Origin of the sequence: Brachybacterium endophyticum (genome assembly GCF_003130585.1) — a bacterium.
In the GTDB taxonomy this organism is placed as follows: domain Bacteria; phylum Actinomycetota; class Actinomycetes; order Actinomycetales; family Dermabacteraceae; genus Brachybacterium; species Brachybacterium endophyticum.
In genome coordinates this window covers 223018-244197 of record NZ_QFKX01000005.1, presented here as the reverse complement: position 1 = coordinate 244197, position 21180 = coordinate 223018, and the positions used below count along the sequence as shown (strand labels likewise).

At 72.3% G+C, this 21180-nt stretch carries 20 protein-coding genes, 1 tRNA gene and 1 pseudogene; 6 read left to right on the top strand and 16 right to left on the bottom strand.

Annotation, left to right across the window (positions count from 1 at the left end):
• The first annotated feature begins 28 nt into the window (after positions 1-28).
• Positions 29-1522 carry a phytoene desaturase family protein gene (locus DEO23_RS13245; protein WP_109276488.1) on the top strand — a complete coding sequence of 498 codons (1494 nt, stop codon included), beginning with the start codon at positions 29-31 and terminating at the stop codon, positions 1520-1522.
• Between the two features lie 92 nt (positions 1523-1614).
• On the top strand, positions 1615-1821 hold the full coding sequence (locus DEO23_RS13240) for a hypothetical protein (protein ID WP_109276487.1): 207 nt from the start codon (positions 1615-1617) through the stop codon (positions 1819-1821).
• On the opposite strand, the gene DEO23_RS13235 is transcribed toward DEO23_RS13240, so the two are convergent.
• The 5 genes from DEO23_RS13235 to DEO23_RS13215 all read right to left on the bottom strand — a co-directional run bounded on the left by DEO23_RS13235 (position 1793) and on the right by DEO23_RS13215 (position 7271).
• Entirely contained in the window at positions 1793-3112 is a 1320-nt protein-coding gene (locus DEO23_RS13235) for an O-acetylhomoserine aminocarboxypropyltransferase/cysteine synthase family protein (RefSeq protein ID WP_109276486.1), read from the bottom strand. The genes DEO23_RS13240 and DEO23_RS13235 overlap by 29 nt on opposite strands.
• Positions 3113-3209: 97 nt before the next feature.
• Complete coding sequence (locus DEO23_RS13230) at positions 3210-3896, bottom strand: DNA-3-methyladenine glycosylase I (protein WP_109276485.1); 687 nt, start codon at positions 3894-3896, stop codon at positions 3210-3212.
• Between the two features lie 6 nt (positions 3897-3902).
• Positions 3903-4760 carry a siderophore-interacting protein gene (locus DEO23_RS13225; RefSeq protein WP_109276484.1) on the bottom strand — a complete coding sequence of 286 codons (858 nt, stop codon included), beginning with the start codon at positions 4758-4760 and terminating at the stop codon, positions 3903-3905.
• Between the two features lie 158 nt (positions 4761-4918).
• On the bottom strand, positions 4919-5692 hold the full coding sequence (locus DEO23_RS13220) for an HAD family hydrolase (RefSeq protein ID WP_109276483.1): 774 nt from the start codon (positions 5690-5692) through the stop codon (positions 4919-4921).
• A 61-nt stretch (positions 5693-5753) separates the two neighbouring features.
• Positions 5754-7271 carry an MDR family MFS transporter gene (locus tag DEO23_RS13215; RefSeq protein ID WP_109276482.1) on the bottom strand — a complete coding sequence of 506 codons (1518 nt, stop codon included), beginning with the start codon at positions 7269-7271 and terminating at the stop codon, positions 5754-5756.
• Positions 7272-7551: 280 nt separating this feature from the next.
• Between DEO23_RS13215 and DEO23_RS13210 the strand changes: the two genes are divergently transcribed.
• The 3 genes and pseudogenes from DEO23_RS13210 to DEO23_RS13200 form a co-directional block, all read left to right on the top strand.
• Positions 7552-8136, top strand: a complete 585-nt coding sequence (locus DEO23_RS13210; protein WP_109276481.1) for a hypothetical protein — start codon at positions 7552-7554, stop codon at positions 8134-8136.
• Positions 8133-8555, top strand: a complete 423-nt coding sequence (locus DEO23_RS13205; RefSeq protein ID WP_205678969.1) for a DUF6314 family protein — start codon at positions 8133-8135, stop codon at positions 8553-8555. The genes DEO23_RS13210 and DEO23_RS13205 overlap by 4 nt, the downstream gene beginning before the upstream one ends.
• A gap of 175 nt (positions 8556-8730) precedes the next feature.
• Positions 8731-9768 (top strand): annotated as a pseudogene (locus tag DEO23_RS13200) (pyridoxal-phosphate dependent enzyme); the annotation flags it as partial.
• 83 nt (positions 9769-9851) lie between these two features.
• On the opposite strand, the gene DEO23_RS13195 reads toward DEO23_RS13200, so the two are convergent.
• From DEO23_RS13195 to DEO23_RS13160, 8 genes are all read right to left on the bottom strand, one after another.
• Positions 9852-12407, bottom strand: a complete 2556-nt coding sequence (locus DEO23_RS13195; protein ID WP_109276479.1) for an excinuclease ABC subunit UvrA — start codon at positions 12405-12407, stop codon at positions 9852-9854.
• 99 nt (positions 12408-12506) lie between these two features.
• Positions 12507-12579: transfer RNA gene (locus DEO23_RS13190), tRNA-Ala, on the bottom strand.
• Positions 12580-12652: 73 nt separating this feature from the next.
• Positions 12653-13288: a histidine phosphatase family protein gene (locus tag DEO23_RS13185; protein ID WP_109276478.1), complete on the bottom strand. Its 636-nt coding sequence runs from the start codon at positions 13286-13288 to the stop codon at positions 12653-12655.
• Positions 13285-13689 carry a ribosome silencing factor gene (gene rsfS / locus DEO23_RS13180; protein ID WP_109276477.1) on the bottom strand — a complete coding sequence of 135 codons (405 nt, stop codon included), beginning with the start codon at positions 13687-13689 and terminating at the stop codon, positions 13285-13287. Before rsfS ends, DEO23_RS13185 begins: the two co-directional genes overlap by 4 nt.
• Positions 13686-14576, bottom strand: coding sequence for a hypothetical protein (locus tag DEO23_RS13175; RefSeq protein ID WP_109276476.1), 891 nt, complete (start codon positions 14574-14576; stop codon positions 13686-13688). The genes rsfS and DEO23_RS13175 overlap by 4 nt, the downstream gene beginning before the upstream one ends.
• Entirely contained in the window at positions 14569-15147 is a 579-nt protein-coding gene (gene nadD, locus DEO23_RS13170) for a nicotinate-nucleotide adenylyltransferase (RefSeq protein WP_240613402.1), read from the bottom strand. The genes DEO23_RS13175 and nadD overlap by 8 nt, the downstream gene beginning before the upstream one ends.
• A 33-nt stretch (positions 15148-15180) precedes the next feature.
• Positions 15181-15402 carry a hypothetical protein gene (locus DEO23_RS13165; protein ID WP_109276474.1) on the bottom strand — a complete coding sequence of 74 codons (222 nt, stop codon included), beginning with the start codon at positions 15400-15402 and terminating at the stop codon, positions 15181-15183.
• Between the two features lie 116 nt (positions 15403-15518).
• Positions 15519-16940, bottom strand: coding sequence for a glutamate-5-semialdehyde dehydrogenase (locus DEO23_RS13160; RefSeq protein ID WP_109276473.1), 1422 nt, complete (start codon positions 16938-16940; stop codon positions 15519-15521).
• Between the two features lie 87 nt (positions 16941-17027).
• Between DEO23_RS13160 and DEO23_RS13155 the strand changes: the two genes are divergently transcribed.
• Positions 17028-18014: a ribokinase gene (locus DEO23_RS13155; protein WP_109276472.1), complete on the top strand. Its 987-nt coding sequence runs from the start codon at positions 17028-17030 to the stop codon at positions 18012-18014.
• Between the two features lie 30 nt (positions 18015-18044).
• Here the strand turns inward: DEO23_RS13155 and proB are convergent, their stop codons facing one another.
• The 3 genes from proB to rpmA form a co-directional block, all read right to left on the bottom strand.
• Complete coding sequence (gene proB, locus DEO23_RS13150; protein ID WP_109276471.1) at positions 18045-19256, bottom strand: glutamate 5-kinase; 1212 nt, start codon at positions 19254-19256, stop codon at positions 18045-18047.
• 2 nt (positions 19257-19258) lie between these two features.
• Complete coding sequence (gene obgE / locus DEO23_RS13145) at positions 19259-20791, bottom strand: GTPase ObgE (RefSeq protein ID WP_109276470.1); 1533 nt, start codon at positions 20789-20791, stop codon at positions 19259-19261.
• A gap of 121 nt (positions 20792-20912) precedes the next feature.
• Positions 20913-21167, bottom strand: coding sequence for a 50S ribosomal protein L27 (gene rpmA / locus DEO23_RS13140; protein WP_109276469.1), 255 nt, complete (start codon positions 21165-21167; stop codon positions 20913-20915).
• Between the last annotated feature and the right edge of the window lie 13 nt (positions 21168-21180).

The following is a 21180-nucleotide window of genomic DNA, read 5'->3' as shown; positions in this document are numbered from 1 at the left end:
TCCGCGGCAGGCGTCTAGGCTCGTTCCCATGACCTCGGCCGCCAGCAGCCCGGACGCCGTCGTCGTCGGTTCCGGCCCCAACGGGCTGGCCGCGGCGGTGGTGCTCGCCCGTGCGGGCCTGTCGGTGCAGGTCCACGAGGCCGAGCACGTGCCCGGCGGCGGTGCCCGCACGATCGACCTGGGGCTCGCCCCGGGGATCGTCCACGACATCTGCTCGGCCGTCCATCCTCTCGCGATCGCGAGCCCGTTCCTGGGCGCGTTCGACCTTCCCTCCCGTGGGGTCGAGCTCGTGGTCCCGGAGGCCTCCTACGCCCAGCCGTTGACCGACGAGCCCGCTGCGATCGCGTGGCACGACCTCGAGCGCACCGCCTCCGACCTGGGACGGGACGGTCCGGCCTGGCGGCGCCTGCTCGGCGTCGCGGCCGCGAACCCGGGCGCGCTGGCCGCGCTGGCCCTCGGTGACAAGCGCTCGATCCCGCCGCAGACCCTGTCCCCTCGCGGACTGGCCACCGCCGCGGCCCTGGGCCTGGGCACCCTCGCCCAGGGATCCCGCGCCTGGGACCTCTCGCTGCGCACCGAACGTGCCCGGGCCCTGCTGACGGGCGTCTCCGCCCACACCATCAGCCCGCTGCCCTCGCTCGGTGCGGGCGGGACGGCGATCATGCTCGCCGCGCTCGCACACGGGCCGGGCTGGCCGATCCCCGTCGGCGGGTCGCAGGCGATCACCGCCGCGCTCCTGGAGGACCTGCGCGCCCACGGGGGCGAGGTGCTCACGGACTCCCCCGTCCGCGACCTGCGGGAGCTGCCACCCTCCCGCGCCGTCCTCCTGGACACGCCGGCCCACGTCGCCCTGCGGATGTTGGCCACGAGGGCACCGCGCAGACTTGCGCGGGCGATCCGTCGCTTCCCCGCCGGCAGCGCCGCCGCCGCCACCGTCGACCTGGTGCTCTCCGGCCCGATCCCCTGGAAAGACCCGGACGTCGGACGCGCCGGGACCGTGCACCTGGGCGGGACCCGAGCGGAGATGGAGCGCGCAGAGCTCGAGGTCACCGCCGGCCGCATGCCCGAGAAGCCGATGGTGCTGCTGAGCGACCCGACACTCGTGGACCCCTCGCGTGAGGTGGACGGCCTCCGGCCGATCTGGGCGTACGCGCACGTGCCGCTCGGGGACCCGCGCGACCCGACCGAGGCCGTGCTGCAGCGCCTGGAAGAGGCGGCCCCGGGGGTGCGGGACCTCGTGGTCGCCGCGCACGGCATCCCCGCGGCGGAGATGTCCCGGCACAATCGCTCGCTGGTGGGCGGTGACATCACCCAGGGCCGCGCGGACCTCGCACACCTGGTGGTCCGGCCGACGGCCGCCTGGGACCCCTATCGACTGGGCGACACCGGCGCGTGGCTGTGCTCCTCGGCGACGCCGCCCGGGCCGGGTGTGCACGGCATGAGCGGTCTGCACGCCGCCCGGCGAGTGCTGCGGGAGAGTTTCGGGATCCGGCGGCTGCCGGAGCTCGGTCCTGGCGCCTGACCACAGGCCGTCCGACCGAGGACGACCCGGCGCCCGAGGAACACCCGGTCGATCGCGGACGCTCGGGGTGGAGATCTGGCACCATCGGACCCATGCGATGCGAACAGTGCCGACAGAAGATCCGAGGCACGGCCCGGACATCGATCACGGGCCGCACCCTGTGCTCGCGCTGCGCGGACCGTCTCACCGCGGCATCGGTCGGCGGCGCCGTCAACGGCGGGGTCGGCGGAGCCGTGGCCACCGCCGGCTGGTTCGAGCGGGTCAAGAAGTTCACACGAGGGCGGCGCTCCGGGAGCTGAGTGCTTCCCCGGCAGCGGCTCCTCGAGCGGCTGCGAGCCCGCGTCCGAGATCCGCGAGCAGGTCCTCGACGTCCTCGAGCCCGATGCTGAGGCGCACCGTTCCGGGCCCGACCCCGCAGGCGGCGCGCTGCTCCTCGCGCAGGTGCACGTGGGTCGTGCTCGCCGGATGACAGACGAGAGAGCGCACGTCACCGATGTTGACGGCCAGGGAGAACAGCTCGAGCGCGTCGCAGAAGGCGGCCGCTGCCACCTCCCCTCCGGCCAGGTCCACGGAGAACACCCCTGCGGCACCCTGCGGGAAGTCCCGCGCGAGCAGGTGACGGTCGGGGCGGCCCGGGGAGCTGGGGTGGTTGACCCGCTCGATGCCCTGCGAGTCCTGCAGGGCCCCGACGATGCTCAGCGCGCTCGCGCTGATCCGCTCGAGTCGGAGGTCGAGGGTCTCGATGCCGACGAGGACCTCGCGTGCGCTCTGGGCGGGAAGGGTCGCCCCGAAGTCGGTCACGTACTTCGCACGTGCATAGGCGATCAGGCCGGATCCTCCGCGCTCGTACTCGTCGGCGAAGGTGACATGGAAGCGGGAGTTCGGCTCCGTGAGTCGGGGCCAGCGCTCGGGACATCGCCGCGGATCGAAGCAGCCCGTGTCCACGAGCAGACCGGCGAAGGTCCCGCCGTGGCCGGCGAGGTACTTCGTGGCCGAGTGGACGACGACGTCGGCGCCGTGCTCTCCCGGCCGGTAGAGCGCGGGGCTGGCGAGGGTCGAGTCCGCGACCACGACCGCCCCGTGCCGATGGGCGATCTCGCTGATCGCGTCGATGTCGGCGAGCTCGGCCCCGGGGTTGGCGATCGACTCCACCAGCAGCACGCGGGTCTCGGGACGGAGCGCCGCGCGCCAGGCGTCGAGATCCGCGGGGTCCACGGCGGTCCAATCGACCCGCAGGTCCGCGAGGGTGTCGTCGAGCAGCTCCGTGGTCCCGCCGTACAGGCGCGAGGAGGCCACCACGTGCGTGCCCGGCTCGAGCAGCGCGCACAGGGCGATCGTCATGGCGGCCTGGCCGCTGGCCACGGCGATCGCATCGACGCCGCCCTCCAGCGCCGTGATCCTCTCCTCGAGCACCCGGGTGGTGGGGTTGCCCGAGCGGGAGTAGGCGAACCCCTTGGTCTCGCGCGCGAACAGCGCTTTCAGGGAGTCGTGCGACGGGTGGGCGTAGGCGCACGTGGCGTAGACCGGGGGCACCATCGGTCCGTGCTCCCCGCGGGCGTCCCATCCGGCATGCACAGCCTGCGTCGACATGACCTCTCCTCCCGTGGAACGGACTCCCCCACTGTGGCGCGCACGGCGGCGCCGGTCCCAGCAGTGTGACCGCGTGTGTCCGTCCGACGGGGTCCTGTCAGTCCGCTCCGGTGCGATCCCGGGGTGCGCCGCTCTCGTCCCACAGCCCGGAGCTGCCACGACGGTGGGAGCCCACCAGGTGGGTGTCGACGATGCCCAGGGCCTCCATCAGCGCATACATCGTGGTGGGGCCCACGAAGCGGAAGCCCCTGCTCTTCAGCTCCCGGGCGAGCGCTCGGGACTCCTCGGAGGTGGTGGGGACCTCGGAGAAGGTCCGGGGCGCCGGGCTGCGAGGGGGCCGGTAGGACCACACCAGATCGGCGAGGGTGGAGCCCGCGGGCAGGTCGCCGCGTGCTCCGATCCCCTCGGTGCCGCGCAGGGCGAGGGCGGCCCGCGCGTTGGCGATGGTCGCCTCGATCTTCCCGCGGTGACGGATGATTCCCTCGTCGGCGAGCAGCCGGGCGACGTCGTCCTCGTCGAAGCGGGCGACCGCGTCGGGATCGAAGCAGGCGAAGGCGCGCCGGAACCCCTCGCGCCGCCGCAGGATCGTCGCCCAGGAGAGGCCGGACTGGAAGCCCTCGAGGGCGAGTCGCTCGAACACCTCGTCCTCGCCGTACAGGGGCATCCCCCATTCATGGTCGTAGTAGTCCTGCAGGTCCTGGTGCCTGCTCGCCCAGAGAGGTCGGGCCAGCCCGTCCTCGCCGATCACCAGCTCCTGCAGGGGCTCACCCGCGGTCTCGTCCATCGCCGCTCAGTCCTCGATGCGGCCGACGGGCTCGCGCTTCTCGGCCTGGAACTGGTCCTCGATGCGGCCGTCGGCCCAGTAGGCGGAGATCGAGACCCGCGACTTCTCGATGCCCCGTTCCTTCACGAGGTTCCGTCGGATCTGCTTGATGACACCGCGCTCCCCGTGCGCGAAGACCTGGACGTCGTCGGTCGGGATCTCGAGCTCTGCGACCTCGTCGACGAGCTGGGATCGCTCGCCCTGCACCCATCGCACGTCGATGCCTGCCGGGTGGTCGAGTTCCTGCCTGTCCTCCGCGTGGTCGAGGTGGATCAGGGCCACGCCGCGCGCGGCGGGATCCATGGCCTCCAGGGCCGAGGAGATCGCCGGCAGCGCGGAATGGTCGCCGATCAGCAGGTGGAAGCCGCTGTCGGGGTTCGGCGAGTACTTGCCGCCCGCGCCGCTGACGGCGATGACGTCGCCGGGCAGCACGGCATCGGCCCAGGCCGCCGCGATGCCGTCGATGGTGCCCTCCCCGTGGATGACGAAGTCCAGCGTGATCTGGCCCTTCTCGCGGTCCCAGTGGCGCACGGTGTAGGTGCGGCGCGAGGGCAGGGACTCGGGCGCCCTCTCGCGCAGGCCCTCCAGGTCGTAGGGAGGCTGAAGGCCGCTGCCCGGCTGGGCGAGCAGCAGCTTCACGTACTTGTCGGTGCAGTCGTTGTCGCGCAGCAGGCTCACCTGCTCGCCGCCCAGCACCACCCGCAAGAGATTCGGGGTGATCCGCTGCTTGCCGATGACCTCGAGCACCGCCTGCACGCGCTTGGGGCGCTGGGGGCGCTCGTCCTGCTCCGCGGCGGGAGTGTCCGGTCCGTTCGCATGCGTCATGTCCTCGACTCTACGGCAGGCGGCGGAGTCCGATCCATGGCTGCGGTGCAGGTCGCACGCCGTGTGGGGACATGTCCGGCACCGGGTGCGGCGCCTCCTCGGATCAGCTCCCGCCGGGCGGCTGAGGACTGGCCGTGGAGAGTTGTCCCGGAGCGGTCTCAGACGGGTTCTGCGAAGGCCGGCAGCAGCGCCGGGAGGTCCTCGATCGTGGTGATCACCGCATCGGGCCGCACCTGGGGATCCGCGGGGTGCACCCGTGCCGATTGCCGCTGCGCGAGGTCGCGGAGGAAGCCCCGCAGGGCGCCCTGCCCGACCTCGTCGCAGGGGCCGTGCACGGCGGTCGGCGCCCAGGGGCAGTACAGGATCGCTCGCGCGCCGGCGCCGTGCGCGCCGAGCACGTCGTCGTCCAGGCGGTCGCCGAGGTGGACGAGCCCTCCGCCGTGCTCACCCCGTGCCGCCGCGAACATCGCGGCGGCGGGCTTCGGGGCGCCGACGGCGTCGGCCGTGACGACGTCGTCGATCACCTCGGTCAGTCCCACCGCGCGCAGAGCGGGGTCCTGGTAGCGGCGCCAGCCGTTGGTCAGCACGACCCGTCTCCAGCCCCGGGCGCCGATCGTGCGCAGGACGGGGACGGTCGCGTCCTCGAGCAGGAGCGTGCGCTCGTCGGCCACCTCGGCGAGACGCTCGGCGATGTCGAAGGGCACGACGGCCTCGCGTGTGGCGCAGATGCGCGCCACGGTGGCCTGCCAGTCGTAGGCGAGGGCAGGGTCCTCCCCCACCAGGCGGTGCCCCTCGGCGATCACCTGGTCGTGGATCCCGGCGATGCCCTGCTCGACCTCGATGTCGCGGCCGAGGTCGGCGATAACGGTGCCCAGGGCGCCGTGGATCAAGGTGGCGTCGAGGTCGAGTCCCAGGGTCGGAGCGTCATCCATGCTCAGCGACGATAGCGCCGGGCCGCTGAGCGCGGGCTCGGGAGCGGGTGCACAGGGATGCTCAGGCCACGGCCTCGAGCGGGACCTCGGCGTCGGTCTCCTCGTTCTCCTCGGGAGCGCGGACGAACCAGGCCAGCACCACCGGGACCAGCGCGATGATCCCGGCGACCAGGAAGGCCGTTCGGGCGCCGGGGGCCCCGGCCGCGCTCGTGCTCAGGCCCTCGGCCTCCCCCTGGTGCAGGATCGAGGAGTACAGGCCGATCAGCACCGCGACACCGGCCGCGCCGCCCACCTGCTGCAGGGTGTTCAGGGCCGCGGAGCCGTGGGAGTACAGACGCCGGCGCAACGAGCCGAGCGAGGCGGAGAACAGCGGGGTGAAGGTCATCGCCAGCCCGACCGACATCACGGTCTGCACGACCATCAGCACGGGCCAGGCGGTGTCCTCGCCGACCGTCGAGTAGAACAGCAGCGAGGCCGCCACCACGATGGTGCCCGGGATCAGCAGCACCCGCGGGCCGTGACTGTCGTACAGCCTGCCCATGAACGGGCCCAGCACGCCCATCAGGATCGAGCCGGGCATCAGGATCAGACCGGACAGCAGCGCGTCCAGCCCCGCCACGTTCTGGAGGTACAGCGGCAGCAGGGTCAGGGTCCCGAACATCGCCATCGCGACCACGCCCATGATCACGACCGAGAGGGTGAAGTTCCGCGAGAGGAAGACCCGCAGGTCCAGCAGGGCGTCGTCACGGCGCTGCAGCGAGATCTGGCGCAGACTGAACAGGGCGAGCAGGACCAGGCCGACGATGATCAGCACCGCGGCCGATCCGGCCGCACCGAGGCCGGGCAGCGTGGAGCCCCCGCCTCCGGACCCCGCGGACTCGGCGGAGCCCAGCAGGCTCAGCCCGTAGACGATCCCGCCGAAGGAGAGCGCGGAGAGGACGACGGAGAGCACGTCCAGGGGCACGCGGAGCGTCTCCCCCAGGTTCGTCATCCAGCGGGCGCCGAGCAGCAGGGCGATCACGGCGATCGGCAGCACGATCCCGAACAGGTAGCGCCACCCGAGGGTGTCCAGGACGGCACCGGACAGGGTGGGGCCGATGGCGGGGGCGAGCGAGATCACGAGGCCCACGCGGCCCATCATCCGGCCGCGGGAGTGGGCGGGGACCACGTTCATGATGGTGGTCATCAGGAGCGGCATCATGATGCCGGTGCCGACGGCCTGCACGACCCTTCCCACCAGCAGCTGCGGGAAGCCCAGCGCCGTCAGGCAGATCAGGGTGCCCAGGGAGAAGGCGGTGATCGCGGCGAGGAAGACCTGCCGTGTGGTCAGGCGCAGCAGCAGGAAACCCGTGGTCGGGATGACCACGGCCATGGTGAGCATGAACCCGCTGGTGAGCCATTGGCCGTTCTCGGGAGCGACGCCCAGGTCGGCGTTCAGGTGCGGAATGGCGATCGCCATCGTGGTCTCGTTGAGGATCGCGACGAAGGCGGCGATCAGCAGCAGCCAGATCACCCGCATCCCCTGCGGGTCGATCTCGGGTGCCGACGGCGCGGTGCGGGAGGCATCGGAGGAGGACATCGTTCTCCTGGGGTCAGGGCGGCGGACGCCGGAGCGTGGGACGCGGTGTCGGAGGATCCTCGAGCGCGTCGGGATCGGCGATGGGGTGACGGTGACGAGGTACGGGCCGCCCCGATGACGACAGCGCCGGATCCGGCGCCAGGCATCTGCGCGGAACGGCACCTCGGGGAACGTCGGCGCCCGGGGAAGTATTCCCGCGTGGCGGCCCGGATGTCACGGGCTTTTCCACCGCGGGCGGTGAACCGCTGCCGGCGTGCGTCCCGGCCGCTAGCCTCGAGGGATGAGCGACCAGCAGCACCAGCACCTGCCGACCGGACCGGCACCCGCACCGACACCCGCAGCTCAGCGCGGCCAGGGGTCGGCCCAGGGGACGAGCTCCCCCGTGCAACGCCCCGGGGCCCCCGGCACGGTGACCGCGGCGGTGGTGATCAGCTGGATCGCGCTCGCGCTGTCGGTGATCGGCGTCGTGCTCATGGCCGTTCGCGGGGCTCTCACCGGGGTCTCGCCGACCGGCCAGCAACTGGGTGCATCGTTCGTCAGCGTCATCATCGCGCTGGTGCATCTCATGGTCCTCGCCATCGTCGCCGTGCTCGTCGCACGGCTCCCCCGCAGCGTCGGCACCGGCACGAGGACGTGGCTGACGTTCCTCGTCCTCGGCCAGATCTTCTACAACGCCGGCAACGGCCTCGCGCCGACCATCCTGCTGTGGATCGCGGTCCTCGTCCTCCTGTACCTGCCCGCGTCGAGCCGCTGGGTGCGCGGCACGCGCGAGGCCGACGAGGCCGAGCGGGCGCGTCGGCGCGAGGCATGGCACGCACGCCAGGGAGCGGCGCCGGCCGACGGGAGCGAGGGCCGGCCCCGGTGACGGCCGCTGCATCCCAGCGGACCACACCGCCGGACCTGCTGGGCACCTGGACCCTGACCCGGACCATCGAGGACCGAGCCTCCGGCGAGCGGCTGCACGTCACCGGCAGCACCGAGCTCTCCCGGCGGGAGGACGGACGAGTGGCGTGGACCGAGACCGGGACCATGGTGCGCGGTGACGGCAGCCGCATCCCGGTCAGCCGCGAGCTGCTCGTCGAGGAACGGGTGGAGGGATGGATGGTGCTGTTCGCCGACGGCCGTGAGTTCCATTCCTGGGCGCCGGGCACACAGGTGGTGCATCCGTGCGGGAGCGACGTCTACGACGGACGCATCGACGTGCCCGGGGACGGGAGCTGGCACGTGACCTGGCACGTACGGGGGCCTCGGAAGGACCTGAGCATCCGCAGCACCCTGAGCTGACGCCGCCACGCGACCACGACGCCGCCGAGCGGGCTCACCCGCGCGGGCGCACCCGCGCGAGGGAGTTCGCTCACGCCGGCCACCGTTTGGCCGCCGACGGCGCGATGCTTACGGTTGACCCCTCACGCACCGCCGGTGCGCTGCGGTACAGCCTGGTCCTACCCGAGGAACGTCCGTGCACTACGCCGATTCCGTGGCCGATCTCGTCGGCTCCACTCCCCTGGTCCGTCTGCGTCGCGTCACCGAGGGGATCGACGCGACCGTCCTGGCCAAGGTCGAGTACCTCAATCCCGGTGCGTCCTCCAAGGACCGCATCGCTCGCACCATCATCGACGCGGCCGAGAGGGAGGGCAGGCTGCGCCCGGGCGGCGTGATCGTCGAGCCCACGAGCGGGAACACCGGTGTGGGGCTGGCTCTGATCGCCCAGCAGCGCGGCTACCGGACGGTCTTCGTGGTGCCCGACAAGGTCGGCGCGGATCGCCGGGCGATCCTCACCGCCTACGGAGCCGAGGTGGTGGTGACACCCGCCGCCGTGGCGAAGGAGGACCCTCGCTCCTACTACAGCGTGGCCGACCGCCTCACCCGCGAGATCCCGGGTGCCTTCCAGCCCAACCAGTTCGTGAACCAGGGCGGGCCGCTGGCCCACTTCCAGACCACGGGCCCGGAGATCTGGCGCGACACCGACGGGACGGTGACTCACCTGGTCGCCGGCATCGGGACCGGCGGGACGATCACGGGAGCGGGCCGGTTCCTCAAGGAGGCGTCCGAGGGGCGCGTCCAGGTGATCGGCGCGGATCCCGAGGGATCCGTCTACTCGGCCGACCCCTCGGATCCCGACCAGGTCCACGCCAACCTCGTCGAGGGCGTCGGGCTCACGTTCTTCCCCGAGACCTTCGACCCCGTGATCGTGGACGCCTTCCACCGCGTCCACGACGCCGAGTCCTTCGCGATGACCCGACGGCTCGCCCGCGAGGAGGGGCTGTTGGTGGGCGGATCGAGCGGCATGACCGTCGTCGCGGCGCTGCGGGCGGCGCGGGAGCTGCCCGCCGAGGCGGTCGTCGTCGCGGTGCTCCCCGATCATGGCCGGGGCTACCTCGGCAAGATCTTCGCGGACGACTGGATGCGCGAGCACGGTTTCGACGTCGAGGAGCAGACCTCCCTGGTGCCCGAGGAGGTCCGCCGGGAGCTCGCCGAGTCGCTCGAGCACCCGAGCGTCTGAGACCTGCCCGTCGAGCCCTCCGGCGGACGTCGCAGCCGCCTGTCGCAGCCCGGAGGAGCCGGTGGGGGTGCTCGACGTCAGCCGGCGGCTGCGCGTCGCTTCTCGACCGCCGCCCGCAGGTGGCGTGCGGTGCGGCTGTGCTCCGTCGTGGCGACGGCATCGGGCGTGCCCTCGGCGATCACCTGTCCTCCGTCGTCCCCGGCGCCCGGTCCCATGTCGACCAGGTGGTCGCAGGCGGCGAGGGTGCGCACGTCGTGCTCGGCGATCACGACGGTGCTGCCGCCGTCCACGAGCTTCTGCAGCTGGCCGATCAGCAGGTCGATGTCGGCCGGGTGCAATCCCGTGGTCGGCTCGTCCAGCAGGTAGAGGCTGTGCCCGCGCGGGGCGCGATGCAGCTCGGAGACCAGCTTGATGCGCTGAGCCTCTCCCCCGCTGAGCGTCGGGGCGCTCTGCCCCAGCGACACGTAGCCCAGACCGATGCCGGTCAGCAGCTGCAGGATGCGGTGTGCGGCGGGGACGTCGGCGAGCAGCTCGGCGGCGTCGTCGACGCTCATGGCCAGCACGTCGGCGATGCTGTGCCCGCGGTACTCGACCTCGAGGGTCTCGGGGTTGTAGCGCCGGCCCCGGCACACGGGGCAGGTGGTGGTCTCGGTGGGCATGAAGAGCAGTTCGATGCTGACCACGCCGTCGCCCAGGCAGTGCGGGCAGCGTCCCTGCGGTTGGTTGAAGGAGAAGCGCCCGACGCCGAAGCCGCGCTCCTTCGCCGCCGGCAGGCTCGCGAACAGGCGGCGCACCGTTTCGAAGAGACCGGTGTAGGTCGCGAGGTTCGAGCGGGAGCTGCGGCCGATCGGCTTCTGGTCGACGACGACCAGACGGTCGATCGCCTCCAGGCCCTCGGCCGAGGTGCTGTGCAGCTCGTCGACGCCGAGGTCCCACAGCGGCACGCCTTCGGTGAGCGCATCGGTCGCGGACTCGCCGGCGGTGCTCTCCGTGTCGTCGGCGGGGGACTCGTCGAGCCGATCGCGGACGGCGTCGGCCAGCACCGTGAGCACGCTGGTCTTGCCCGATCCGGACACGCCCGTGATCGCGCTGAGAGCGCCCAGCGGGAGGCGCACGTCGGCCCCGTCCAGGTTGTGGCCGGTGACGCCGTGCACGGTGATCCAACCGCTCGGGGTGCGCGGGGCGGGTGGCCCGGGCACGACGGGTGGGTCCTCGCGCAGATAACGGGCCGTCGCCGAGCCGGTGACGTCGCCCAGCCCCTCGGCGGGCCCGTTGAACAGGACGTCGCCTCCGTAGCGCCCGGCCCCGGGGCCCATGTCCACGATCCACTCGGCGGAGCGGATCAGGGTCGCACTGTGCTCGACGACGAAGACGGTGTTGCCCTCGTCCCGCAGGCGGGCCAGGGCGTCCAGCAGCAGCTCGGTGTCGCTGGGGTGGAGGCCGGCGGAGGGCTCGTCGAGCACGTACAGCACGCCGAACAGTCCGCTGCGCAGCTGCGTGGCCAGGTGGAGGCGCTGCAGCTCTCCGCTGGAGAGGGTCGAGGTGGGACGGCCGGTGGCGAGGTAGCCGAGCCCCAGGTCGATGAGGGTCGCCAGGTGTTCCTCGAGCACGTCGACGAGGGCGAGCGCGGCCTGGTGCCGCTCGGCGGCGAGCTCCTGGGTGTCGGGATGGGTGCGGGCGCTCGCCAGCAGCTCCCGCAGGTCCACGAGCGGCAGCTGGGAGGCCTCGGCGATGTCGTGCCCGGCGATGGTGACGGCGAGGGCCTCGGGGTTCAGTCGCTTGCCGTGGCAGGCCGGACACACCTGGTCGGACATGAACGCGGCGGCCTTGGCGCGGTTCCGCGCCGAGGGCGAGTCCTTGAACGTGTGCTCGACCCACCGCTTCGGGCTCATGTAGGTGCCCTTGTAACGCCGGTCCACCGCCACCGTCGGCTGCTCGTCGGTGGTGAGGACCCAATGGCGGGTCCCGGCCGGGAGGCTCCGGAAGGGGGCGTCGACGTCCACGCCGAGGATCCGCAGGATGCGGCGGTAGTTCTTGCCGCCGAAGGCACCTGGCCAGGCGGCGATGGCGCCGTCCTCGATGCTGAGGTCCGCATCCCCCACCAGGAGTGACTCGTCGACCTGGAGCTGTCGCCCCAGTCCCGAGCACACCCGGCAGGCGCCCACGGCCGTGTTCGGCGAGAAGCTGTCGGAGTCCAGCGGGGCGGCATCCCGTGGGAAGGATCCGGCGAGGTCCGCGGGCCGGTAACCCTCGGGATAGGTGCCGGAGCGGGAGAAGAGCATGCGCAGCACGTTGGAGATCCTCGAGACCGTCCCCACCGAGGAGCGGGAGCCGGCGCTGTGCTGCTGGCGCAGGGCCACCGCGGGTGGCAGTCCGGAGATGCGGCGCACCCGCGGTGCGGCGCCCTGATCGATCAGCCGACGCGCATAGGGCGAGACCGATTCGAGATAGCGCTGACGGGACTGGGTGTAGAGGGTCCCGAAGGCGAGCGAGGACTTCCCGGATCCCGAGATGCCCGTGAAGGCGACCACCGTGTCGCGGGGGATGTCCACGTCGAGGTCGCGCAGATTATGCTCGCTCGCTCCGCGCACTGAGATGCGGTCGATCCGCGGGCGCTCGGATTCGGTGTCCATATGCTCCTCGCTCTCGGGGCCGGGGCCGCTCGGACGACGAAGGCCCCCACCATCCGGTGGGGGCCTTCGACACGAGTCACTGTCTCACGGTTTCTCGAGTGGAGCTAAGGGGAATCGAACCCCTGACCTCTTCCATGCCATGGAAGCGCGCTACCAACTGCGCCATAGCCCCGTATCGGGTGCCGGAGCGGTTCTGACCTCTCGGTCCGCCGCAACGACTCGATGAGTCTACAGGCTCCCCAGCATCACGTGAAATCGGGTGGGACGTTGTGTGACAGCAACCTCATCAGCAGTCCGTCGGCATCGCTGCGCAAGGGTTCGAGCAGGCTGCGGTGGCAATTCCCCATCCCGCCGATGCCGTGGAAGGCCCGCGGGTCGAGCCCGATCAGGGCGGTCACGCCCGCGCGGATCGCCGCGCCGTGGGAGACCACGAGCACCGTCCCGCCGGGCCTTTCCTCGAGAGCGCGCAGGCATGCGGCGGCGACCCGCTCCCCCACCACCGCGCGGTCCTCGATCCCCACGCCCGGAACCGGCTGACCCGCCCGCCAGCGGGTGTGGAGATCCGGCCAGTCCGTCCGGATCTGCTCCCCGGTCAGTCCCTCCCAGGACCCGAAGCTCTGCTCGATGACGCCGGGCTCGATCTCGATGTCGCTGAGGCCGCATGCCTCGGCGATCACCTGGGCGGTGTCGCGGGCGCGCCCCAGCGGGGAGCTGAGCACGGCGTCGAAGTGGTGGCCGGCCAGGGTCCGGCCGATCGCACGGGCCTGGTCCCGACCGGTCGCGTTCAGGGGGATGTCCACCTGTCCCTGCAGGCGCCCCTCGCGGTTGTGGTCGGTCTCCCCGTGGCGGACCAGCAGCAGCCGGCTGCGAGGATCGCTCATGCCGGGGCGCCGGATCCGTCCGCCTCGGGACCGTGGTGCTCGTCGAGCTGAAGGTCGACGACGGGCGCGTCGCGCCAGAGGCGCTCGAGGGCGTAGAAGGCGCGGTCCTCGGAGTGCTGGACGTGCACGACGATGTCGCCGTAGTCGAGCAGCACCCACCGGGCGTCGCGCTCCCCCTCCCGGCGCAGCGGCTTGCGTGAGTGCTCCTTGATGAGCTCCTCCTCGACGCCGCCGACGATGGCGCTGACCTGTCGCTCGGACGAGCCGCTGCAGACGATGAACACGTCGGTGATCACGACCTGCTCGGAGACGTCCAGGCCGATGACCTCCCCGGCGAGCTTGTCGGAGGCGGCCTGCGCGGCAGCGCGGGCGAGGTCGAGGGATTCGGGCGAAGCGCTCACGCGGAGGTGACCTCCAGGTCGGAGAGAGTGGCGGGTGACGGGGACGGATCGGCTGCGGCGGCCGCACCGTAGAGATGATCGGCGAGACCCTGCGCCTGGGCGGAGCCGGGGCCGAGGACGCCCGTGGCGAGCAGGACCACTAGGGCGATGATGGCGAGGGCGATCAGCACCCAGACGATCCACAGCAGGGGCCGTCCCCGGCCCTGCTCCGGGCGGCTGAGCACACGACCCTCGAAGCGGGGCGCGGGCTTGGGGCCCGGCGCCTCGGAGACGGTGAGCTCGCCGAGCTCGACGCCGTCGGCGTCCCGTTCGATGGTGGCGGTGGACGTGCAGGAGCTCGAGGGCGCGGATGCGGCGGGACCGGACGTGGACCGCGACGCGCTCGCGGGGGCGTGGCCCCCGGCGCTCGAGTGCTCGCCGCGTGAGGCGCCGGCCCCGTCGGCCTCCGCAGCCCCGTCGGCCGCCGCGGCGTTCTCGCCGCTGCTCTGCGCCGAGCCGTCCGTGTCGCCGGCCGTCGCGTCGTCGCGCGCCTCGTCCGGATCCGGCTCGACCTCGACGATGCGGGCGCGCTTGCCGAACTTGCGGAGCTTGGGGACGGGGGCGTCGGCCGTGGGCGGCGCGACCGCACCGCGGGAGGCGGGCCTGCCGGCGGGAAGGGCCGAGCTGCTCGTGCCCTCGTCGACATGGGAGCTGCCCGCGGACGCGGCAGCCGCATCGGCGGGCCCGGCTTCGTCGTGCGACGGCTCCGAGGGTGACGCGGAGGTGCGCGGCTGCTCCCCGGTGTGCTGGGCCGCGAGGACCTGCTGCTGGGCGGTCTCCTCCGGCGTGAGCCGACGTGCTCGGCGTCCGTGGCGTCGGGTCGACTGCTCGGCGTCGCTCTCACTCATTGCCGTCACCTCCTGTGTACAGGGCGTACTTGTTGATGTACTGGACCACGCCGTCGGGCACCAGGTACCACACGGGCTGGTCGGCGGCCACGCGCTCGCGGCAGTCCGTCGAGCTGATCGCCATCGCGGGGACCTCGATCAGGGTGACGCGGTCGGCGGGGAGCCCCTCGGTCTCGAGCTCGTGGCCCGGTCGGGTGACCCCCACGAAGTGCGCCAGCTCGAAGATCTCCCGGGTGTCCTTCCAGGTGAGGATGGACTGCAGGGCGTCCGCACCGGTGATGAAGAACAGGTCGGCATCGGGGTGCTGGTCGTGCAGGTCCCGCAGGGTGTCGATCGTGAAGGTCGCGCCGGGGCGGTCGATGTCGACGCGCGAGACCGTGAACACGGGATTGGCCGCCGTCGCGACCACCGTCATCAGATAGCGGTGCTCCGGGTCCGAGATGTCCTTCTCGGCCTTCTGCCACGGCCGGCCGGTGGGGACGAAGACGACCGCGTCGAGACCGAAGACGCTCTGCACCTCGCTGGCGGCCACGAGGTGGCCGTGATGGATCGGGTCGAACGTCCCGCCCATCACGCCAATCCGTCGCCGCTGGCCCTCCATCCGTCAGTGCCGGGTGGAGTCCGAGGACGTCGACCCCTGGCCCTCGCGCTCATGCGAGCTGCCGTGCCCCCTCGCGGGGCGCTGGTTCTGGCCGCTGAACAGGTAGGTGATGCCCAGGAGGATTAGCAGGCCGATGAACATGGCTCCGCCGACGAGGATCGGCGGGACGCCGCCCTCCTCCGCGTGAGAAGCACCCTCGGCGAGGATCATGACGTGGTCGAGCATGAGTGCACCTTTCGATGAACGTGAACGCGCCCATCATCCCATAGCCTGCGCGGGCTCGGCCCCGTCGGCCGTCCGCGTCGTGCGCGGATTCTCAGGGGCGGCCCCCGCCCGAGCGATCAGGGGCGCACATGGCCCTCGCCGATCACGATCCACTTGGTGGAGGTGATCTCGGGCAGACCCATCGGCCCGCGGGCATGCAGCTTCTGGGTGGAGATCCCGATCTCGGCGCCGAAGCCGAACTCGGCGCCGTCGGAGAAGCGGGTGGCCGCGTTGACCATCACCACCGCCGAGTCCACGGCCGTGGTGAACAGGCGCTGGGAGGCGAGGTCGCGGGTCAGGATCGACTCCGTGTGCCCCGAGGAGTAGCGGCGGATGTGGGCGATCGCCTCGTCGATGTCCTCGACCACGCGCACGGCGAGGTCCAGCGAGAGGTACTCGGTCTCCCAGTCCTCCTCCGTCGCGGGGACCACGACCGGATGGGGCCGCGAGTCGGCGCCCTCGGCGCGGGAGAGGATGCCCTGCGCGGTCTCGTCGGCGTGGAGGGTGACTCCGTGCGGGGCCAGAGCGCTCGCGATCTCGGGCAGCGCCTGCTCGGCGGCATCGCGATGCACCAGCAGCGTCTCGAGCGCGTTGCACACGCCGATCCGCTGGGTCTTGGAGTTCTCGACGATGGCGGCGGCCTGCTCGACGTCGGCGGAGGCGTCGACGAAGACGTGCGTGGTGCCGGTGCCGGTCTCGATCACCGGCACCTTCGCCGTCTCGACGACGCGACGGATCAGGCCCGCTCCGCCGCGCGGGATCAGCACGTCCACCAGGCCGCGGGCGCGCATCAGCACGTCGGCCCCTGCGCGCGCGTGCTCGTCGATGCCGACCACGAGGTCCCGCGGCAGTCCCTGCTCCTCCAGGACGTCCTGGAGCACGGCGATCAGTGCGGTGTTGGAGTGCAGAGCGGCCGAGCCGCCGCGCAGCACCACGGCGCTGCCGGCCTTCAGCGAGAGTCCCGCTGCGTCCACGGTCACGTTGGGGCGCGCCTCGTAGATCATGCCGATCACGCCGAGGGGCACTCGCACCTCGCGCAGCTCGAGGCCGTTGGCGAGCAGCCCGCCGCGCACCACCTCGCCGATGGGATCGGGAAGGGATGCCGCGTCGCGCAACTGCTGCGCGATCGCCGCCACGCGGTCGGAGTCCAGCAGCAGGCGGTCCCGCAGACCGGCCTCGATCCCGGTGGCGTCGGCCTCGGCGATGTCGCGAGCGTTGGCCTCGATGATCTCGGTGTCGCGGGCCACGAGGGCATCGGCCATCGCGCGCAGCATGGTGTCCTTGCGCTCGCGACTGAGGGCGGCGAGAGCGGGCTGGGCGTCCTTCGCGCGTGCTGCGGCCTCCAGCACGGCGCTCTCGACGGAGGGCGTCGAGGCATCGCCGGCGCTCGGGGCCTGCGCGCTGCTGTCACCGCTCGCGGCAGCGGGCGCGACCGAGGGGGCGGCCCCGGCCGGTGCCGCGGTGTTCGTGATGGGCGTCGATGTCGTCGTCTCGTCCATAACTCCAGACTAGAGGGACCGCCCCGCGAACCCCAGCGGCGTCCGCCGACGGCGATATCGACCTCGGCGGTGCGGGACAATCAGGGCATGAACGACTCCGTCCGCCCTGCTGCCGGTCCGACCGATCTCCCCTCGGAGTCCGGGGCCTCCGCCCCTATCGTCGTGGTCGGCTCCATCAACGCCGACCTCAGCACCCGGGTCTCTCGTCATCCCCGCCCGGGCGAGACCCTGCACGGCACCGGCGGCCAGGTGCGCCCGGGAGGGAAGGGTGCGAACCAGGCGGCCGCGGCCGCTCTGATGGGAGGCCGGGTGGCGATGGTCGGTGCCGTGGGCACCGACGCCATGGCCTCCGATGCCCTCTCCGTGCTCGAGGGCAGCGGCGCCGACCTCACGGCGGTGCGCCGGGTCGACGGGCCGACGGGGCTCGCGGTGGTGACGGTCTCCGAGGACGGCGAGAACACGATCGTCGTGGTCCCGGGCGCGAACGGCGCGATGGACGCGGACGCCGTGGGCGCATGCTCCGAGGTCATCGCCTCCGCGCGAGTGGTGGTGCTCCAGGGCGAGATCCCCCGGGAGGGCATCGAGGCCGCCGCGCGCCTGGCCACGGGCCGGGTGATCCTGAACCCGGCCCCGGTGCTGGAGCTCGATGCGGAGGTGCTGTGCTCGGCGGACCCGCTCGTGGTCAACGAGCACGAGGCAGCGCTCGTGCTCGCCCAGCTCACCGCGGGGCCCGGCAGCGTCGACGGCCTCTCCCCCGCCGACCTCGCCCGGGCGCTGCACGAGGCGGGGATCCGCACGCTCGTCCTCACCCTCGGCGCCGCCGGCGCGCTCGTCGGCACGCCGACGGCGGATGGCTGGGACCTGCAGGAGGCGCCCGGGCTGAGCGTGGACGCGGTGGACACGACCGGCGCGGGCGACGCGTTCGTCGGGGCCCTCGCGGTGCGTCTGTCCGAGGACGCCGCCCTCGTCGACGCGGCGCGCTTCGCGACCCGTGTCGCGGCGGCCTCGGTCACCCGGGACGGCGCCCAGTCCAGCTACCCGCGCGAGGGCGAGGGCCTGCCCGGGAACGGTTGAGAACCTCCCGGGCCCCGCGGGACCCGGCCTCTACTTCCGCTCCTTCTTCGAGGAGGCCCCGCCCCCGCCGGTCGCCTCGGCGACCGGCGAGGTCATCAGCACCATGTCGTCCCGGTGGACGACCGAGCGGCCGTAGCGCTCGCCCATGCGTGCGCGCAGCTCCTTCGTGGTCAGTCCCGCCATCGCGCGCAGGTCCTCGCTGCTGTAGGTGACCAGGCCTCGGGCGATCACCTCGCCGTCCGGGGCGGCGACGTCCACCGGCACCCCGGCGGGGAACGCTCCGTCCACCTCGGCGATGCCGACGGCGAGCAGGGAGCGGCGGCGGGAGCGCAGCGCATCGGCCGCCCCCTGGTCCACGACCAGCGTTCCGGCACCACGGGTCGCGTAGCGCAGCCACACCAGGCGGGAACGCCGGCGACCCTGCTGGGCGGGGAAGAAGGTTCCGACGTCCTCCCCTGCGACCCCGCGCCCGAAGTTCTCGGCGGCGGTCAGCAGGGTCGCGGTGCCGGTGCTGGCGGCGTGGTGGGCGGCGTCGAGCTTGGTGACCATGCCACCGGTGCCCACCGACGACCCCACCGATCCGACGTTCACGCCGGTCAGCGCCGCGAAGTCCTCGACGACGCTGAGGCGCTCCGCATCGGGCTCCGCCGGATTCTTGGTGTAGAGGCCGTCGACGTCGGTGAGCAGCACCAGCAGGTCCGCCCCCAGCAGCTGGGAGGTGAGGGCGGCGAGACGGTCGTTGTCGCCGAAGCGGATCTCGTGGGTCGCGGTGGTGTCGTTCTCGTTGACGATCGGGATCACGCCGAGCTCGAGCATCGCCTCGAGGGCCGTGCGCACGCTGCCGTAGGTCTCGCGGCGGATGACGTCTGCTTCGGTGAGCAGCACCTGCCCGGTGATCCGGCCGTGCGCCCCGAAGGCGGCGGACCACGCCGTGGCCAGGAGTGCCTGACCGACGCTCGCGGCCGCCTGCTGGGAGGGGACGTCCTTCGGGCGGGCATCGAGCTCGAGGGGACGCAGAGACGCGGCGATCGCGCCGGAGGAGATCACCACGACGTCCCAGCCGTCCTCCAGGAGGTGGGCGATCTGGTCGGCGATGATCCGCAGGCCGGTCTCGTCGAGATGACCGTCCTCGCGGGTGAGGCTCGAGGAGCCGATCTTGACCACGGCTCGACGAGGCCCGGGGATGTCGGTGCGGGCCTGCAGGCGCGCGGGCTGGTGCGGTTCGTCGATGGTCGTGGGCATGCTCAGTCCTCCTGGTCGTCGATCGTCGGGTCGGCCCAGTGCCCGGCGCGGCGCTCCTCCTCCATCGCCTCGATCCGCTGCATGCGGGATGCGACGCGCTCACGCTGATCCTCCCGCTTCTCCTCACGGGTCGGACGGTGATGGTCCTCGAGGCGGCGATCGGTGCCGCGGCGGCCGAGCAGCTCGGCGCCTCCCACCATTGTGGGCTCCCAGTCGAAGACCACGGCGTCCTGTCCAGGACCGATCAGCACCGTGCTGCCGGCCACGGCTCCCGCACGGTACAGCTCCTCCTCGACGCCCAGCCGGGCGAGCCGGTCGGCGAGGAAGCCCACGGCCTCGTCGTTGCTGAAGTCGGTCTGGCGCACCCAGCGCTGGGGCTTGTCGCCGATCACGCGGAACGCGTTCGCGCCGTCGTACTGCTCGGTGACGACGGCGAAGCCCTTGTCGTCACGGGAGCGCGGCGTGATCACGATCGGTGCCGGCTCGAGGGCGGGCAGCTCCTCGCGTGCCGTCTCGACGAGTTCGCCGAGGGCGAAGCCGAGCTCGCGCAGACCCTTGTGGGAGATGGCGCTGACCTCGAAGACGGGCACGCCGCGCTCGGCGAGCTTCTCCCGCACGAGGTCTGCCATGTCCGAGCCGTCGGGCAGATCGGTCTTGTTGAGCACCACGACCGTCGGGCGCTCCATCAGCGGTGTGCGCTCGGCGGTCTCCTCGTCGAGGCGCTGCGCGTAGGCGGTGAGCTCGCTCTCGATCGTCTCCAGGTCGCCGACCGGGTCACGGTCGGACTCCAGCGCGGCCGCGTCCAGGACGTGCACGATGACGTGGCAGCGCTCGATGTGGCGCAGGAAGTCCAGTCCCAGACCCTTCCCGCTGCTCGCACCGGGGATCAGTCCAGGGACGTCGGCCATGGTGAAACGGTGCTCGCCGGCCTGGACCACGCCGAGGTTGGGAACCAGGGTGGTGAAGGGGTAGTCGGCGATCTTCGGGCGGGCAGCGCTCATCGCCGCGATCAGGGAGCTCTTTCCCGCGCTGGGGTACCCCACGAGGGCGACGTCGGCGACGCTCTTGAGCTCGAGGACGAGGCTGCGCTCCTCCCCCGGCTCCCCCAGCAGGGCGAAGCCGGGCGCCTTGCGCTTTGGGGAGGCGAGCGCGGCGTTGCCCAGTCCGCCCTGGCCGCCGCGCGCGGCGACGAAGCGGGTCCCCGCGCCGATCATGTCCGCCAGCACGGCGCCGCTCTTGTCGGCGACCACCGTGCCGTCCGGGACGGACAGCACCAGGTCCTCGCCGTTGGCGCCGTGGCGCAGGTCGCCCTTGCCGAAGTCCCCGGAGAGCGCGCGCTGGTGGGGCTTGTGGTGGTAGCTCAGCAGGGTCGTCGTGGAGGGATCGACCTCGAGGACGACGTCTCCTCCTCGGCCTCCGTTGGCACCATCGGGCCCGGCCAGCGGCTTGAACTTCTCGCGGCGGATGGAGGCGGCGCCGTTCCCGCCGTCACCGCCGGTGACGTGCAGGACGACGCGATCGACGAAGGTGGCCATGGGAAGGGTCTCCTGCTCGGTGGGGTCGGGCCCGCGGGCGTGGAGGCCCGCGGGATGCACGAAGGGGCGGAGCTGGTGCTCCGCCCCTTCATGAGGTGTGCTGCCTGGCAGCCTGAGGGACTCAGGCGCCGGCGATCACGTTGACGACGTTGCGGTCGCGCTTGCGGCCGAACTCGACGGTGCCCTCGGTGAGGGCGAACAGCGTGTCGTCGTTGCCGCGGCCGACGCCGGCACCGGGGTGGATGTGGGTGCCGCGCTGGCGGATGATGATCTCGCCCGCGCCGACCTGCTGGCCGCCGAAGCGCTTGACGCCCAGACGCTGCGCGTTGGAGTCACGACCGTTCTTCGAGGAGCTTGCGCCCTTCTTGTGTGCCATGGAAGAACCTTCT

Coding starts and splice junctions, on each gene's coding strand:
- DEO23_RS13230 (WP_109276485.1), bottom strand. CDS start 3,896: ATGGACGAGACCGCGGGTGAGCCCCTGCAGGAGCTGGTGATCGGCGAG.
- DEO23_RS13220 (WP_109276483.1), bottom strand. CDS start 5,692: ATGGATGACGCTCCGACCCTGGGACTCGACCTCGACGCCACCTTGATC.
- obgE (WP_109276470.1), bottom strand. CDS start 20,791: ATGGCCACCTTCGTCGATCGCGTCGTCCTGCACGTCACCGGCGGTGAC.
- DEO23_RS13215 (WP_109276482.1), bottom strand. CDS start 7,271: ATGTCCTCCTCCGATGCCTCCCGCACCGCGCCGTCGGCACCCGAGATC.
- DEO23_RS13240 (WP_109276487.1), top strand. CDS start 1,615: ATGCGATGCGAACAGTGCCGACAGAAGATCCGAGGCACGGCCCGGACA.
- DEO23_RS13225 (WP_109276484.1), bottom strand. CDS start 4,760: ATGACGCATGCGAACGGACCGGACACTCCCGCCGCGGAGCAGGACGAG.
- DEO23_RS13160 (WP_109276473.1), bottom strand. CDS start 16,940: ATGGACGAGACGACGACATCGACGCCCATCACGAACACCGCGGCACCG.
- nadD (WP_240613402.1), bottom strand. CDS start 15,147: ATGGGCGGGACGTTCGACCCGATCCATCACGGCCACCTCGTGGCCGCC.
- DEO23_RS13210 (WP_109276481.1), top strand. CDS start 7,552: ATGAGCGACCAGCAGCACCAGCACCTGCCGACCGGACCGGCACCCGCA.
- proB (WP_109276471.1), bottom strand. CDS start 19,256: ATGCCCACGACCATCGACGAACCGCACCAGCCCGCGCGCCTGCAGGCC.
- DEO23_RS13185 (WP_109276478.1), bottom strand. CDS start 13,288: ATGAGCGATCCTCGCAGCCGGCTGCTGCTGGTCCGCCACGGGGAGACC.
- DEO23_RS13235 (WP_109276486.1), bottom strand. CDS start 3,112: ATGTCGACGCAGGCTGTGCATGCCGGATGGGACGCCCGCGGGGAGCAC.
- DEO23_RS13175 (WP_109276476.1), bottom strand. CDS start 14,576: ATGAGTGAGAGCGACGCCGAGCAGTCGACCCGACGCCACGGACGCCGA.
- DEO23_RS13195 (WP_109276479.1), bottom strand. CDS start 12,407: ATGGACACCGAATCCGAGCGCCCGCGGATCGACCGCATCTCAGTGCGC.
- DEO23_RS13165 (WP_109276474.1), bottom strand. CDS start 15,402: ATGCTCGACCACGTCATGATCCTCGCCGAGGGTGCTTCTCACGCGGAG.
- DEO23_RS13155 (WP_109276472.1), top strand. CDS start 17,028: ATGAACGACTCCGTCCGCCCTGCTGCCGGTCCGACCGATCTCCCCTCG.
- rpmA (WP_109276469.1), bottom strand. CDS start 21,167: ATGGCACACAAGAAGGGCGCAAGCTCCTCGAAGAACGGTCGTGACTCC.
- DEO23_RS13245 (WP_109276488.1), top strand. CDS start 29: ATGACCTCGGCCGCCAGCAGCCCGGACGCCGTCGTCGTCGGTTCCGGC.